The organism is Paenibacillus polymyxa (assembly GCF_001719045.1).
GTDB classification, from domain to species: Bacteria; Bacillota; Bacilli; order Paenibacillales; family Paenibacillaceae; genus Paenibacillus; species Paenibacillus polymyxa_B.
The window spans coordinates 327,293-342,133 of sequence record NZ_CP015423.1 but is presented as its reverse complement, the minus strand read 5'-3'; the positions used below and the strand labels follow the sequence as shown (position 1 = coordinate 342,133).

General features: G+C 46.8%; 14 protein-coding genes. 10 read left to right on the top strand and 4 right to left on the bottom strand.

Annotation, left to right across the window (positions count from 1 at the left end; translation table 11 throughout):
* Positions 1-13 precede the first annotated feature (13 nt).
* From AOU00_RS01640 to AOU00_RS01610, 7 genes are all read left to right on the top strand, one after another.
* A complete protein-coding gene (locus AOU00_RS01640) occupies positions 14-1,531 on the top strand; it encodes a DHA2 family efflux MFS transporter permease subunit (RefSeq protein ID WP_061831583.1) in 1,518 nt (505 codons plus the stop codon).
* 69 nt (positions 1,532-1,600) lie between these two features.
* Positions 1,601-3,067 (top strand): efflux RND transporter periplasmic adaptor subunit, encoded by a 1,467-nt coding sequence (locus tag AOU00_RS01635; protein WP_069289769.1) that lies wholly within the window; start codon positions 1,601-1,603, stop codon positions 3,065-3,067.
* A 235-nt stretch (positions 3,068-3,302) separates the two neighbouring features.
* Positions 3,303-4,145, top strand: a complete 843-nt coding sequence (locus AOU00_RS01630; protein WP_069289768.1) for an STM4015 family protein — start codon at positions 3,303-3,305, stop codon at positions 4,143-4,145.
* Between the two features lie 65 nt (positions 4,146-4,210).
* On the top strand, positions 4,211-5,551 hold the full coding sequence (locus tag AOU00_RS01625; RefSeq protein ID WP_069289767.1) for an STM4014 family protein: 1,341 nt from the start codon (positions 4,211-4,213) through the stop codon (positions 5,549-5,551).
* The gene (locus AOU00_RS01620; protein ID WP_069289766.1) at positions 5,544-6,326 is read left to right on the top strand and encodes an STM4013/SEN3800 family hydrolase; all 783 of its coding nucleotides are present in this window, start codon (positions 5,544-5,546) and stop codon (positions 6,324-6,326) included. Before AOU00_RS01625 ends, AOU00_RS01620 begins: the two co-directional genes overlap by 8 nt.
* Before the next feature lie 69 nt (positions 6,327-6,395).
* On the top strand, positions 6,396-7,814 hold the full coding sequence (locus AOU00_RS01615; protein ID WP_069289765.1) for an STM4012 family radical SAM protein: 1,419 nt from the start codon (positions 6,396-6,398) through the stop codon (positions 7,812-7,814).
* Positions 7,811-8,725, top strand: coding sequence for an STM4011 family radical SAM protein (locus AOU00_RS01610; protein WP_069289764.1), 915 nt, complete (start codon positions 7,811-7,813; stop codon positions 8,723-8,725). The genes AOU00_RS01615 and AOU00_RS01610 overlap by 4 nt, the downstream gene beginning before the upstream one ends.
* Positions 8,726-8,843: 118 nt before the next feature.
* On the opposite strand, the gene AOU00_RS01605 is transcribed toward AOU00_RS01610, so the two are convergent.
* The 4 genes from AOU00_RS01605 to AOU00_RS01590 form a co-directional block, all read right to left on the bottom strand.
* Positions 8,844-9,122, bottom strand: a complete 279-nt coding sequence (locus AOU00_RS01605) for a YxcD family protein (protein WP_013310599.1) — start codon at positions 9,120-9,122, stop codon at positions 8,844-8,846.
* A gap of 3 nt (positions 9,123-9,125) precedes the next feature.
* The gene (locus tag AOU00_RS01600) at positions 9,126-9,581 is read right to left on the bottom strand and encodes a hypothetical protein (RefSeq protein ID WP_061831590.1); all 456 of its coding nucleotides are present in this window, start codon (positions 9,579-9,581) and stop codon (positions 9,126-9,128) included.
* A gap of 152 nt (positions 9,582-9,733) precedes the next feature.
* Positions 9,734-10,306, bottom strand: coding sequence for a PadR family transcriptional regulator (locus AOU00_RS01595; protein WP_061831591.1), 573 nt, complete (start codon positions 10,304-10,306; stop codon positions 9,734-9,736).
* 251 nt (positions 10,307-10,557) lie between these two features.
* Positions 10,558-11,121, bottom strand: a complete 564-nt coding sequence (locus tag AOU00_RS01590; RefSeq protein WP_061831592.1) for a beta-class carbonic anhydrase — start codon at positions 11,119-11,121, stop codon at positions 10,558-10,560.
* A 173-nt stretch (positions 11,122-11,294) separates the two neighbouring features.
* Here AOU00_RS01590 and AOU00_RS01585 point away from each other — a divergent pair, with 173 nt between their 5' ends.
* The 3 genes from AOU00_RS01585 (at position 11,295) to AOU00_RS01575 (ending at position 14,840) form a co-directional block, all read left to right on the top strand.
* Positions 11,295-12,812: a carboxypeptidase M32 gene (locus tag AOU00_RS01585; RefSeq protein WP_069289763.1), complete on the top strand. Its 1,518-nt coding sequence runs from the start codon at positions 11,295-11,297 to the stop codon at positions 12,810-12,812.
* A 127-nt stretch (positions 12,813-12,939) separates the two neighbouring features.
* Positions 12,940-14,031 (top strand): ABC transporter substrate-binding protein, encoded by a 1,092-nt coding sequence (locus AOU00_RS01580; protein WP_069289762.1) that lies wholly within the window; start codon positions 12,940-12,942, stop codon positions 14,029-14,031.
* Complete coding sequence (locus AOU00_RS01575; RefSeq protein WP_069289761.1) at positions 14,028-14,840, top strand: ABC transporter ATP-binding protein; 813 nt, start codon at positions 14,028-14,030, stop codon at positions 14,838-14,840. The genes AOU00_RS01580 and AOU00_RS01575 overlap by 4 nt, the downstream gene beginning before the upstream one ends.
* The last annotated feature ends 1 nt before the right edge of the window (position 14,841 follow it).

Sequence of the window (14,841 nt, the reverse complement as noted above, 5' to 3'; positions counted from 1 at the left end):
AGGAGGGGTCCATGTGGCTGCCAATGATATTGCTGCTGCTCCTTCGACAGATTCTTCCAAAGAACGCTGGCTTGCCTTTTTCGCTATCGTTTTAGGCGCCTTTGTCGCCATTCTGAACAACAGTCTGATCAATGTCGCCATTCCTAGATTGACGACAGATTTAGGATCTACGACGACACGTATTCAGTGGGTTATTACAGGTTACACGCTTGCATCTGGTGTAATCGTACCGATTACCGGGTATATGGAGCAGCGCCTCGGATACAAAAAGTTTTTGATTCTTGCGCTCAGCGTATTTTCGCTGGGAACGGGAATATGTATTTTTGCATGGAGTGATTCTTCCCTGATCGCAGCACGGGTGCTGGCTGGTCTGGGCGGTGGTGTTATTATGCCGCTGAGTATGACGATTATTTACAAAATTATGCCGCGTGAACAAATCGGTATGTCCCTTGGTATATGGGGGATCGCTGCAATGGCAGCGCCGGCTGTAGGGCCTACGCTCAGCGGATATTTAATTGAGTGGTTTAACTGGCGATTCTTGTTTATTGTCAGTGTGCCAGTTGCTTTATTTGCAATTTTAATGGTTATTCTTCTAATCAAAGAACCGCCTAAAGTAGAGCCGAAGCCGTTTGATCTACCGGGATTTTTGCTGGCCGCAACTTGTGCCGGAACACTCTTGTACGCATTGACAAACGGCCAGCGTGATGGCTGGACTTCTTTTGGAATTGTATCCCTGCTGTTTATTGCTTTCTGGGCACTTGTTTTTCTGATCTATGTAGAAAGCGGCAAGGATAATGCTGTAATTGAAATCTCATTATTCAAGAATTCAAAGTATACGATTAGTGTTATTGCCTCTAGTCTGGTCATGATGGGGATGTACGGAGGAACGTTCCTAACACCGTTGTTTTTGCAAAATATCCAGCGTGTGTCACCGATTGATACTGGTATTATCCTCATTCCACAGGCCATTGCCATGGCGGCTATGATGCCTATTGCCGGGAAGCTGTTCGATAAGTTCGGCATTGTGCCTTTGGGACTTGTGGGCCTGACGCTAACCAGCTTTATGACCTATCATCTTCACCAGCTTACGCCAGATACTTCGCATGCCTGGTTGGAAACCGTAATGGCATTACGGGGTCTGGGAATTGGTATTTGCATGATGCCATTATCCACGGTCGGCATGAATGCCGTTCATCCTAGCAAGGTAGCCAATGCGTCTACAGCGTCCAATCTGGTACGTACTGTGGCTGCATCTATGGCGATTGCGGTGCTAACCGCCATTATGCAAAGCCGTTCGGCTGCTCATGCCCAGCAAATCTCGGAGTCCATTACACCAGACTCGGCTCATACGCTACAAGCGACATTGGGCAGCTCATGGATGTCATCCATAAGTAGTTTAATCACACTGGATGCTACATCAAGAGGAATTGGGGATACGTTCCTCATTTCATCCATACCGCTGTTTTGCACAATTCCACTCATCTTTTTGTTTATTCAGAGGAAGAAAGCAAAGACACAGCCGGAAGCTTAATAAGTGAAGTACAAAATATCGACTGGATGACTTACATTATTTCCACGGACAGAAAGAAAGGGAATTATCATGAAAATATTGAGAGTAGAAAGTACATTAGCGGCTTTAGTGCTCGGCGGCGCAGTGCTGGCAGGCTGCTCCAGTAATAGCGGGGCGGCTCAGGACATGGTCGTTCCGGTTAAAATCAGCCAAGCACAGCAAGGTATCATCGGACAGGGTAATATTTATACAGGAACGGTAACACCTTCGGAGACGGTGAACATTGTGCCTAAAGTGGGCGGTAAAGTGGTTGAGCTGCCTGTGGATATTGGCTCCGAGGTTAAAAAGGGTCAAGTACTGTTCAAGCTTGATGATAAAGACATGCGGAATAATGTTGCGAAAGCTCGCGCCGCAGCAGCTGCGGCAGCAGCCGGAGTAAGTACCGCTCAAGCATCCCACGAATCTACGATGGTTCAAGCAAACTCGGGCTTAGTGCAGTCCAAGAGCGGCGTGATTCAATCCCAAAGCGCAATCAATCAGGCACAGGGGGCTATTAATCAAGCCACTACAGCCGTAGAACAAGCAACACATGGTGTCTCCTCGGCAGCCAATACGGTGAAACAAACGCAGCAAGCTTTGGCAGATGCACAGAAGAATGTAACACGTACACAAAGTCTATTTGATGCAGGTGCGAGCACTCAAGCACAATTAGAACAAGCCAAAACAGCAGTTGTGAATGCGGAAGCGGCTTACAATAATGCACAAAATGCGCAGGCTAACGCACAAGATCAGTTGGTAGCTGCGCAGAAGGCCTTGACTACAGCTCGCAACAGCTATGATTCAGCAAAAAATAGCTACAGTAATGCCAATAGTGGCTACAGCAATGCGCAAAACCAACTCAAAGTATCTCAAAATACTGCGGTCATCGAGTCCAGCCAACAATCTCTTAAGCAGGCTCAGCTGAATGTAAACATTGCTCAGGATGCATTGGATGACACCGTTGTTACTTCACCGATTAATGGTATTGTGGGTACGAAAAATGCAGAAGTGGGCGAAATGGTATCCGCTCAATCTCCTGCGCTGGTCATTGCGAATCTGAGTACGGTCAATACATTAATCTATGTTCCAGCGGAACAGATCAATAATGTAAAAGTAGGTGACAAGGTACAGGTTCGTGTTGCAGCGTCCAATATTGTAACAACAGGTACAGTTAAAAATGTAAGCCCGTTGGATGCAAGTGGAAAAGGCTATCCTGTAAAAATCTCAGTTGCGAATCCAGACACAAAATTGAAATCCGGCATGTTGGCTGATATCAGCTTTGTCGCTGCCAATGCACAAGAAGGCATTGTGGTTCCTACTGCGGCAGTTCAAAAGGATCAAGGTAAAGAATATGTATATGTTGTAAACGGAGACCATGCGAAACGTAAGGAAGTGAAGACTGTTCAGACGGCAGGTTCACAAACACTCGTTACCAGTGGCTTGAGCAATGAGGAGAATGTGATCGTGAATAATCTGGCATTGCTGTCCGATAACTCACCGATTACAATTAGCCAATAATTTGGTTCTAGAATTACTACTATATAATAGTAGAAGTTTATTATAGACATATGCGCAAGACAGCCTGCTTAGTGGGCTGTCTTGTTTTGATTTCATTGAGCACATTTTACATAGGACTGATGTCGATTTAGGACTATTTTTGACGAACATTGGTAGAATAGGATAGACTAAATTGGAAATAGATAGTTTTCAAGCTTTATTACATTCTCAGATAAATGATCGGAGGAATTGTAAGATGGAAGTAAAATTGGTAGTGGATTTTGAAGCTTATGAGAATGGCCAAACGATGGCTAAATTGCTTGAGGAACTGGCAGCCAAGCCGGAGAGCGCGGAAGTTACGGATCTGATCATTGGAGATTGGGGTGGAGCCTATGAGAGCTCACCAGATGATTTCATCCCAGTGTTAGTGAAGCTTAAAGATCATTTCCCTAAGTTACGCAAGCTGTTTATTGGTGATATGGAATATGATGAGTGTGAGGTTTCATGGATTAACCAGACGAATCTATCCCCGTTATTAGAAGCGTTTCCAGCGTTGGAGTCCTTTCATATCAAAGGAAGCCAGGACCTGAGTCTGGAACCACTTCGTCATAACAACCTTCAGGAATTGGTTATTATTTGTGGCGGCCTGCCTGTGAGCGTTCTTCAGCAAATACACAATGCAGAACTGCCTGAACTGCGCAAGCTGGAACTGTATTTGGGTGTCGATAACTATGGTTTTGACGGTAACCTGAAAGATGTTTTGCCGTTTTTGAATAGCAATCCTTTCCCCAAACTTACATACTTGGGACTGAAAGATAGTGAAATACAGGATGAAATTGCGATTGCAGCAGCTAATGCCCCTGTGATTGGACAACTGGAAGTGCTGGATCTCTCACAAGGTACGTTGTCTGATAAAGGTGCAGAAGCGCTGCTGGCTAGTGAAAGTATAAAAGGGCTGAAGCATCTGGATTTGAGCTATCATTATATGTCTAGTGAAATGATGCAACGTTGGAAAAGCTCGGGTCTATCTGTGAACGTGGAAGATCAACAAGACGCGGATGAGGAAGATGATTGGCGTTATCCATCACTGACTGAGTAATTTGTACAAATGGACTTAAAACGGACTGTTTTCAAAATTAAAATGATCTAAAGTGAGGCGGCTCTATGGTTAGAATGTCAGACTGTAATGTCAGCGAGCCGTTTATCTTGTTCGGTAATCCGGGTAATCGTCGGACTACCGAATTACAGGAGGCGCGAAGCAGATTAATGCTTCCACCCGCTCTGGAGGTTTCCTATAAGAATGTGCTGGAAGCTATTCGGCAGAAACAAGGTCTGAGCGAGCTGATGGCGCGAATAGCTGCGCGAGCTACGCATGATAGCGTGAATGGCAGTTCCTTTCTGCAAGCGAGCATTGATCAGTTACTGGCGGGGCAGATGAACAGTGGTCCGCTGCTTCGTCTGGATGCACCGGGCGAAAGCTTTGAGGTAGAGCGTGAGTTGATTGCTCTGGGCGCCTCGGATGGTGAGGGAGACGATTCTCTGTTACCATGGCCCGAATGGACACAAGGCACAAGTATATCGGCGGCAGAAGCGCGACGTCTGCAGGAGCAGCACGGTCGTATTTGGCACCCGGCACAATGGTTCCGGGGCTATTGCCGTCTGCTGGCCTGGCTGCGGGATGAAGTGGCTCTGCTCTGGCCCTCGTCATACTGGATGAACGATCCGGCGGAAGTGGCCGTGATGTTCGACAAACGGCGTTGTAGCGCCGATTTAGGCAAGGCAGATATAAGAGTCCCGCCAGTGCTTGCATCTTCAGGTGGTGCATTTCATGATGTCGTCGATCTGCACGCGGCAATAAAGGAGAGCGGGTTTCACCGCGTATTTGTGAAAATATTTTGTGGGTCTGGTGCTTCTGGTGTCATGGCCTATCAGGTACATCCCCATACACACGCGGAACTGGCGGTGACCACGATTGGAACGGAAATCATACGCGGACAGCGCGTGTATTATAATGCCGGACGACTGCGTCGTTATACGGATAAGCAGGACATTCATGCAATCCTTAACTGGCTATGCCTGGAAGGGGTACATGTAGAGCGCTGGATTCCCAAAGCGACCCTGAACGGGCGTGTTTATGATGTCCGCCAACTCGTGTGCGGATCAGAAGCTTGCCATGCGGTTTTACGTTTGAGCCACAGCCCCATTACGAATTTGCATTTGCGTAATGAGCGGCTCTCGCTGAAGGAAGCCGGATTACCACAGAATACGGTGGAATCGATCCAGCTTACGGCCAAAGCCGCTATGAGTGTTTTTCCAGCCTCCATGGTTGCTGGACTGGATGTGCTGGTTCCGGCTCATGGCGGTCGTCCCTTTGTATTGGATGTTAATCCGTTCGGTGATTTGCTGTATCGGGTTGAGCATCAGGGTTGGAATCCGTATGAATGGGAAATGCAGCACCTCGCTAATAGGAGCGTGGGTACGGAAAGGAAAGACAGATATGATTGATATGAACCAAATTGTCGGCTCTCATGATATTGTCATGATTACGCTTGATACTCTGCGTTATGATGTAGCAAAGCTGGAGGAAGAGAACTGTCCGAATTTGTGCGGCTCCGGGTCATGGGAAAAGCGTCATACACCGGGTAGCTTTACCTATGCTGCACATCATGCTTTTTTTGGCGGATTTTTGCCGACTCCAGCGGATACAGATAAGACTTCACATATCCGTCTGTTTCACACAAAGGATACGGGACTGCGTACGCATCCACATACCTGGCTGTTCGATGCCCCGGATATTGTGTCCGGGCTAGAGGGTGAAGGTTATCGGACCATCTGTATCGGCGGCGTTATTTTTTTCACGAAGAAAAATAAGCTTGCCAAAGTGCTGCCAGGGTATTTCCAAGAAAGCTACTGGCGTATGAACTTTGGCGTTACCAACCCCCGTTCGACGGAGCATCAGGTGAATCATGCTCTGAAACTGTTGGGGAATACAGACCCGTCACAGCGCTTGTTTTTGTTTCTGAATGTATCAGCGATCCATGGGCCTAATCATTATTTTGTGAAGGGCTCAGCTAAAGATTCAGTGGAGTCTCAACGAGCAGCCTTGCGGTATGTGGATGGTGAACTTGGACGTTTGTTTGATGCTTTACGAAATCGGGGCAAGACGTTTTGCATGGTTTTTTCCGATCATGGTACAGCTTATGGGGAAGACGGCTATGAAGGACATCGTCTGGCACATGAGGTAGTCTGGAATGTGCCTTACCGCGAATTTATATTATAAAGCAAATAGAAATATAGATTGCACTAGTAAAATATTAAGAAATCAATCCAGCGCGAGGAAGGAGCAGAAATGAAAGCCATGAATCTGAATCACTCACATCCAACGGGTGCGGTAGCCCCGGAGATAGACACAAACTTAGCACCGTCTAGGTTTCAGTGGCCTGAAACTCCTGCTGAATGGGCACGCACGATCCGTGAAGCTCCCTACCGCTCCTATCTGTACTCTTACCCGCATAAAACGGCCTATCGTTCGTTTGATACACCGCTCTCATTGCAGGAGCTGTGGGAGAAGGAGGAGTTAGAAAGCTATTTTTTGTATATGCATATTCCGTTTTGCGCGGCTCGCTGTGGATTTTGTAACCTCTTCACTTTGCCGGACAAGCGTCTGGATGTACATAAGGAGTATGTGGATGCGCTAGAAAGACAAGCCAAGCAATGGGCACCCAGTATGGGCCGTCGGCCTTTTTCGCGTTTTGCGATCGGCGGCGGTACACCAACCTTACTGGAGGCTCCTTTGGTGGAGCGTTTGTTTGACATAGCGGAAAATATAATGGGACTGGACCCTAAACGAGCTTCTATTTCGGTGGAAACCTCTCCCGATACTGTGACTGAGGATAGGTTGGAGGTGCTCAAGCGCCGCGGGACAGATCGTGTCAGCATGGGAATTCAGAGCTTTGTGGAATCAGAAAGTGCCGCCATTTACCGACCTCAGAAGCCCAAACTTGTTAGAGAAGCACTTGAGCGGCTGGTGGAATACAACTTTCCATTGCTGAACGTGGATCTGATCTATGGCCTGCCTGGTCAAACGGTGGAAACATGGCTGTATTCTTTAGAGGAAGCACTGTCTTACTCGCCAGGAGAAATTTTTCTTTATCCGCTATATATTCGAGAAAATACGATTTTAAAGCCAGGCTATACCGGGCTGGAACATGATATTCGTCTTAGCTTGTATGAAGTGGCGCGCGAACGGCTCAAACAGGCAGGATATGTACAATATTCCATGCGCCGTTTTGCAAAAAATGATGGTTTATCCAGCAAAGAGCTTTTGCCCTACAGTTGTCAGGAGGAAGGTATGGCTGGTCTGGGATGTGGTGCGCGATCCTATACACGTAATGTTCACTATGCCAGCCGGTACGGTGTTAGTGCAGCAGCTACGCGTAGTATTATCGCAGATTATGTTGCTGCGGAACGTCATGATCTGGCTGACTACGGCTATATTTTAAATGTGGATGAGAGTAAGCGACGCTTTATCTTAAAGGCGCTTCTTCATCGGGAAGGTTTGGAGCTATCGGCCTATGCAGAGCGCTTCGATGTATCCCTGTCGGACGATTTTACGGGAATGTCATTGCTGCTGGAATCCGGTATGGCTGTCGTCGAGGAGGGTAGGCTGCGACTTACAGAGGAAGGAATGGCCTATTCCGATGCGATTGGGGACTGGATGATCTCCACATCAGTACGTGAGCGCATGGAAGGATATGTAGGCGCATGAGAGCGACCTTATATTATCGTGGTTCGTTGACCTCGTGCAACTATGCCTGCCCATACTGTCCGTTCAGTAAAAACGTTGATAGTCGGGAAACGTTGAACAAGGATCGGGCCCAGTTGGAACGTTTTGCCGATTGGGTACGAGAACAGGGCGCTCTGGGGCATCGTCTCTCTATTTTTTTAAATCCGTATGGAGAAGCCTTGATTCATTCCTGGTATCGCAAGACCATGATTGAGTTTTCCCACATGGCGCATGTGGAAAAAGTGGCGGTACAGACGAATCTATCGACTAAGCTGGATTGGACGCAAGAACTGAACCCGGAGACTGCTGCGCTGTGGGCTACATATCACCCTGGAGAGACAAAAGAGCAAGTTTTTATATCGCAGGCTATGAAGCTATATGAACTTGGCATTTCCTATAGTGTCGGTACCGTCGGGTTAAGACAGGCATTTCCGGCTATTCATTCCTTGCGATCGAAACTTCCAAGAGATGTTTATTTGTGGATCAACGCCTACAAGGATCGTCCACATTATTATACAGATGCTGAGGTTGCTGAATTAACTGCGATAGACCCCTATTTTCAATGGAATTTAAAGGATTATAGCAGTCAGGGGCGGGCATGTCGCGCTGGTGAAGATGTATTTTATGTCCAGGGTGACGGAAGAGTAAAACACTGCTATCAGGATCGACGGGTGCTAGGACACTTATACAGGAATGGTCTTGAGGGTCTAAGTGGCAAACGTCCGTGCCGGATGAAAGAATGCGGCTGCTATATCGGCTATATTCATATGGAGGAGCAGCCGTTTCGGGAAATGTACGGTAGTGGCTTACTCGAAAGGGTGCCGCAGGTACAGCTATCTCCGGCTCCATCCTTTAGCAGACAGGCTACTCATAGAGCAAATGAATCCATATAACAAGGTACGTCCGCGTCTAAATGTAATGCTATAGTAACCTTAATGATCTATTAGAAAAACGAGCAAAAAAACCGACCCTTGCCCTCAAGCAAAGGTCGGTTCTTCTTATGCGAAATAATCAAGTTTGGACAATAGCAGTAATTTCTTCATCCAGATCCAATCTGATTTGTTCGCGATAGGCACGAATATTGTATTCGGAATACAGATATCTCAGAATTGCTTCAATCATGTTGGCTTCCACCAGATATTGACTACGACCCTGTACATGGACTTCTGCGGAATAACCTGTATCCTCTTCCCAGCTTAATTCTACTGTCACATCGGTGGGCTGTACACCTTTGCGTTCAGCCATATGCAAGCAAATAGCGTTGACAATTTCATCCATACTCAAAATCATAGCTTAGTAACGTCCTCCGCGGGAATCATCGGGTCTGCGACGATTTTTAATAGCACGGTAGATACCTACTCCGGCCATGATCAGGACGTAAATGGCGAGAACGTTAACGGCCAGACCAAGCAAGCTACCCAATGCGCCCATGTTGCCGAACAATCCGCCGAAGAGCATACCTGCCAAACCGCCCAGCATCATACCTTTCAGGAATCCGCCGCCACCGCCAAGGAATCCACCAGTTCTGTTTGTATTCCCAGCAGTTGCTCCTGACTTGGTTCCGCTATCTGACTTATTGACGCCACTGCTGTCATTTGCCTTGCTTGGTGTAGATTGGTATGATTTAGGCCCGGATTTAAACCCGCCGCCTCGCCTTGCATCAGCTGTAGATGGTGCGATCATAGCAATGAGTAGGGTAAAAGCCATCATCAGCATCATCATATTTTTCAAAGTAAATGTTTTTTTCATGTAAATATATCCCCCTTAGTAAATTTTTTTATAGGTCAAACAACCGCTAACCAGTAATACGAATGGCATGGAAAAGGGTTTCAAAGAATTTTAATTTTTAAAAATTAAATAATAACGTCCCATAAATCCTATGCATGGATTGGTAAAAGCATTCAGCTTTGCGGCTTAAGTAAAAACGGGTTAGTATCCGTACTGACATCACCGGCAAGCAGCATACGCAGAACCATTTGGCACCATTCCAGACCTGCTTTAGCATTCAAAAGTCCTTTTTGTACTAAAATATAGTCACCAAAGTTCTTACTGCCAAAATGTAAATTCTCTGCGGGAATGTCGTTCAGAATATCCTCAAGATGCTGGATTTTCTGAATAAAATGACGTTTGCGTTCCTCCAGCATACGATTGGCACTACTTTTGTCCGTCAACCAAAGACAGAACAGTCGAAGACTTAATTCATCCCGTGTAACCGGAGCAGCTAACGCTTCTTGGGACCATTGCTGAAGCATATGGATTCCCTTGTCGGTAATGGTATACATTTTCTTATCAGGCTTGTCGGACTGCTGGATCCAACGAGAGGCTAGCAGTTCCTTGCTCTCCATACGGGCCAGTAGCGGATAGATCTGACTGTGCTTAGCCTGCCAAAAAGGCTGAATACGCAACATCAGATCATAGCCGGAGGATTCCTCTCTTGCGAGAAGCCCCAACAGACCATACGATAGTAAATTCATAGATCTTATCTCCTTCATCCATCATAGTAACGGTTGTAACAGCACTGCGGCAGGTATTCTGCTGCTTCATGAAAAGTGTACACTGAAACTGTATGGTTTGACAACTTTCAGACAGGTCGTTCACAGGTTAGCCAAAATTGGCTCCTGTCATTCTCCACGTATATGCGCTTTTTTTCATAAAAAAGGGTAGTTTAGGCTCATATGTACGAGCTTAAACTACCCTGGTAACTTTCTGCCGAAGCGTATCCTGTTTACTGTTCATTCCCGTCAACGACAAGCGTTAACGCTCCTGTATCTGGATGAATAACCATGCCGTGAACGGGGGCATTAGGGGGGAGAAGCGGGTGATTCTTAATAAGCTTCACGGTAGTTCTTACCCCTTCTTCAATGTTATCAAAACCTTTTAACCATTTATTTAGCTTAATGCCTGAATTTTCCAATGTGTTCAGCACTTCCTGAGAAATTCCGCGATCGAGCATTTCATTGACCATGTGGTCTGCATTTAATGCAGCCATACCGCATTCATAATGGCCTACGACGACGACTTCGTCTGCTCCCAGCTCATACAAGGCGACTAGCACACTGCGCATTACGCTTCCAAAGGGCTGTGAAATAATCGCACCCGCATTTTTGATGATTTTCACATCACCGTTGCGCAGGTTCATAGCTTTTGGGAGTAATTCCGTTAGCCGTGTATCCATACAGGTGATAATGACCATTTTTTTATTGGGGAACTTGCCCGTTCTATAGGCCTCGTATTCTTTGTTTTCTACGAAAACACGATTGTACTCTAAAATTTCTTTGATGTGATCCACGATTGTTCCCTCCAGATTCTAAAAAAGTTTGATATGTACAGTCCAACGTTTGTTTTAGGTCTTAGGAGCTGGTCGTACATGTTGTGTGTTGATTATACTTTTTAATATAAGTATCATCAAGTATAGGTATTGTAAAGTTTTAACCATTTTAAGTTAAAGAGGTGACCTCAAATATGACGCAACAGACGTTGGATCAATTGACGGCTTTAAAGGAGCTTGCACACAAAATTAGTAGTTATGGCGAAGCAGTAGGTCTGCTGCACTGGGATTTACGGACTGGCGCTCCGCGCAAGGGCGTTGATATTCGGTCGGAGACGTTGGGTATGCTGTCCACTGAAATGTTCAAGCTGATGATCTCGGATGAAATGGGACAATTGCTGCAATTTTTTGCCGTAGAAGACAAGCTGAAGCAACTGGAGGACAATGATCGCAGATTGGTGGAGGAATGCCGTAAAAATTATGAACTGAATCGTTCGGTTCCGGCAGACCGATACCGCGATTATAGCATTCTTGCAGCACAGGCAGAGAGCAAGTGGGAGGACGCAAAGGAACATAGCGATTTTGCCGGATTTGAACCGTACTTGTCTAAAATCGTAGACATGAAGCGTGAGTTTATCGGCTACTGGGGTGTTAAGGATACAGAGTATGACACACTTTTGGATCAATATGAGCCGGGGATGACGGTTGAAAAGCTGGATGCTGTGTTTGATCGTCTCAAGAAGCGCCTTGTGCCCCTATTGTCTAAAATTCAGGCTTCATCGAACCAGCCGGATAAGAGCTTTTTAGATGGTGTGTTTGATGTGAAGCAGCAGGAGAAGTTCAGCCTATTCATTTTAGGACAAATGGGGTATGACTTTGACGCAGGTCGTTTGGATGAGAGTGTACATCCTTTCGCAACAGGATTAAATCCAGGTGATGTGCGTATAACAACTCATTATCTGCAAGATGATGTAACCAGTGCTATTTTCAGTTCGTTGCATGAAGGAGGTCATGCGCTGTACGAACAAAATATTGCTCCAGAGCTGGCAGGATCACTACTGTCTGGAGGAACCTCTATGGGGATTCATGAATCCCAGTCCCGCTTGTGGGAGAATAAAATCGGACGCAGTCGTGCTTTCTGGGATCGGTATTACGATGATTTGCAAAAGCATTTTCCTGATCGTTTGGCAAAGGTTACGGCAGAGCAATTCTACCGGGCAGTCAACCGTGTGGAAAATTCACTGATTCGTATTGAAGCGGATGAGCTAACATATAATTTACATATCATTATCCGTTATGAAATTGAAAAAATGCTGTTTAATGAAAAGCTGGATGTGAAGCGTCTCCCCGAGGTGTGGAATGCGAAATATAAGGAATACTTGGGACTTGTTCCACCGAATGACGGACTGGGCGTACTTCAAGACGTTCACTGGTCCGGCGGTGATTTTGGTTATTTTGCTTCCTACTCGCTTGGCAATATGTATGCAGCGCAAATTTTGGCGACATTACGCAAAGAGTTGCCAAATCTGGATGAATTAATTGCTGCTGGAGAGCTTGAGCCGATCAAGCAATGGCTGACCGAACGTATTTACCGTTACGGCAAGAGTCGGACGCCGTCCGAGTTGATTGTAGCCATTACAGGTGAGGATCTGAACCCGGATTATCTCGCCGACTATCTGGAAGAGAAATATACCTCCATATACAAGCTGTAAATCATATAGCATCTACCCCGCGTTCCCGGGCGAACGTGGGTTTTTTTTTTGCAATTAACCAATATATCGACAATGGCATAACAATATATGAAGTCAACCGATGTAAAAAGGTGGGGAGGGAATAAGGATGAAAAACGGCGCTCGTTTCAAAGCTGTGGTGGCTGCGGCACTACTCGGATTACTGTTGCTCAGTGGGTGCACCCCCAAAGGAGGGGAGCAGACGATTGAGATCAGATTAGGCGAGGTAGCCCGTACGGTCTTTTATGCGCCGCAGTATGTAGCCTTGAGCCAGGGAATGTTTGCTCAGGAGGGACTGGATGTCCAGCTGGCAACGATTCCCGGGGGTGACAAGGCAATGACGGCGTTGTTGTCCAATCAGGCGGATATCGCGCTGATCGGCGCGGAAACATCTATTTATGTGTATCAGCAAGGAGCAGAGGACCCTATCATTAATTTTGCTCAGCTGACACAGAAGGACGGAACCTTTTTGTTTGCTCGGCAAACGCAGGATAGCTTTGACTGGGAAAAGCTGAAAGGGCAAAATTTTTTGGGACAACGCAAGGGCGGAATGCCACAAATGTCACTTGAATTTACGCTTCGCAAACACGGCATTGATTCTCACAAGGATCTGAAGCTGATTCAAAATATTGATTTTGCTAATGTTGCCTCTGCTTTCGGCTCCGGTACAGGGGATTATGTGCAGCTGTTTGAGCCGCAGGCATCTATTTTTGAAAAGGAAGGTCGTGGGCGGGTTGTTGCCTCTATCGGTGTGGAGAGCGGCGAGTTGCCGTATACGGTATATATGGCTAAGCAAAGCTACCTGAACACAAATAGCGAGGCTGCACAGAAATTTACAAATGCTGTATATCGGGCACAACAGTGGATTGCTACGCATTCACCTGAACAGATTGCCGAAGCAATCACGCCCTATTTTAAAGATACAGATTTAGCTGTTTTAACGAGTAGTATCAAGCGATATAAGGAACAGAGTACCTATGCTTTGAACCCGATGATTGAAGAAAAGGAATGGAAGAACTTACAGGATGTCATGACCTCGGCAGGGGAGCTTAAAAGTCCGGTTGCACTAGATAAGCTAGTGAACCCAAGCTTTGCACAACAAGCGATTTCGTCAAGCTCTACCGGGAATACTGAACCGCCTGTGAAAAAGAGCACAACTGAATCTACGCATGCAGGCGTCGGTGCCGGAGGTTCGTCATGATGGAGGAACGGAGTGGCCTAACTTTGGACGCGACCATCCCGATGGTGAGACTGAAGCAAGTGACGCATGTCTATGTAACGGATCGTGAAGCTTCGCTGGCGGTTGAGAATATTGATTTTTCCGTAGAGACAGGGGAGTTTGTCAGCTTGGTTGGTCCAAGCGGCTGCGGCAAAACGACGATTCTGTCCATGATCGCGGGGCTACTGCGTCCAGCGGCAGGCCAAGTTATGTTGCAAGGTCAGCCGGTAAGTGGTCCGAGTCCAGCGGTCGGTTACATGTTGCAGCAGGATTATCTGTTCCCGTGGCGGACGATAATGGATAACGCATTGTTGGGTCTGGAACTAGGCAACAGAGTAGATGAAGCTGCGCGTGAGCGGACACGGCTGTTACTGGAAGGCATGGGTCTGGAAGGGAAGGAGCATTTGCATCCATCCCAGTTGTCTGGGGGAATGCGCCAGCGCGTGGCGCTGGTACGGACGCTGGCGACCAATCCGGGACTGCTGCTGCTGGATGAACCGTTCTCCGCGCTGGATTATCAAACCAAGCTACAGCTGGAAGATCTGATTGCGGAAACCTTGCGCGAGCGGAGGAAGACGGCTATTTTAGTCACACATGATTTGGCCGAGGCCATTGCGGTCAGTGACCGGATTATAGTGATGGGTCGAAATCCGGGTCATATCCGACGTACCTTCGAGATTCCGGATTGCATCCGAGAAGCTCAGCCTTTTTATGCACGCGAGCAGCCGGGTTTTAATGAGCTTTTTCATGAAATATGGGGTGAACTGGAGGCTTCGGGAGCAAAGGAGTGAG

Coding starts and splice junctions, on each gene's coding strand:
- AOU00_RS01575 (WP_069289761.1), top strand. CDS start 14,028: ATGATGGAGGAACGGAGTGGCCTAACTTTGGACGCGACCATCCCGATG.
- AOU00_RS01595 (WP_061831591.1), bottom strand. CDS start 10,306: ATGAATTTACTATCGTATGGTCTGTTGGGGCTTCTCGCAAGAGAGGAA.
- AOU00_RS01615 (WP_069289765.1), top strand. CDS start 6,396: ATGAAAGCCATGAATCTGAATCACTCACATCCAACGGGTGCGGTAGCC.
- AOU00_RS01605 (WP_013310599.1), bottom strand. CDS start 9,122: ATGATTTTGAGTATGGATGAAATTGTCAACGCTATTTGCTTGCATATG.
- AOU00_RS01580 (WP_069289762.1), top strand. CDS start 12,940: ATGAAAAACGGCGCTCGTTTCAAAGCTGTGGTGGCTGCGGCACTACTC.
- AOU00_RS01635 (WP_069289769.1), top strand. CDS start 1,601: ATGAAAATATTGAGAGTAGAAAGTACATTAGCGGCTTTAGTGCTCGGC.
- AOU00_RS01600 (WP_061831590.1), bottom strand. CDS start 9,581: ATGAAAAAAACATTTACTTTGAAAAATATGATGATGCTGATGATGGCT.
- AOU00_RS01610 (WP_069289764.1), top strand. CDS start 7,811: ATGAGAGCGACCTTATATTATCGTGGTTCGTTGACCTCGTGCAACTAT.
- AOU00_RS01630 (WP_069289768.1), top strand. CDS start 3,303: ATGGAAGTAAAATTGGTAGTGGATTTTGAAGCTTATGAGAATGGCCAA.
- AOU00_RS01625 (WP_069289767.1), top strand. CDS start 4,211: ATGGTTAGAATGTCAGACTGTAATGTCAGCGAGCCGTTTATCTTGTTC.
- AOU00_RS01620 (WP_069289766.1), top strand. CDS start 5,544: ATGATTGATATGAACCAAATTGTCGGCTCTCATGATATTGTCATGATT.
- AOU00_RS01585 (WP_069289763.1), top strand. CDS start 11,295: ATGACGCAACAGACGTTGGATCAATTGACGGCTTTAAAGGAGCTTGCA.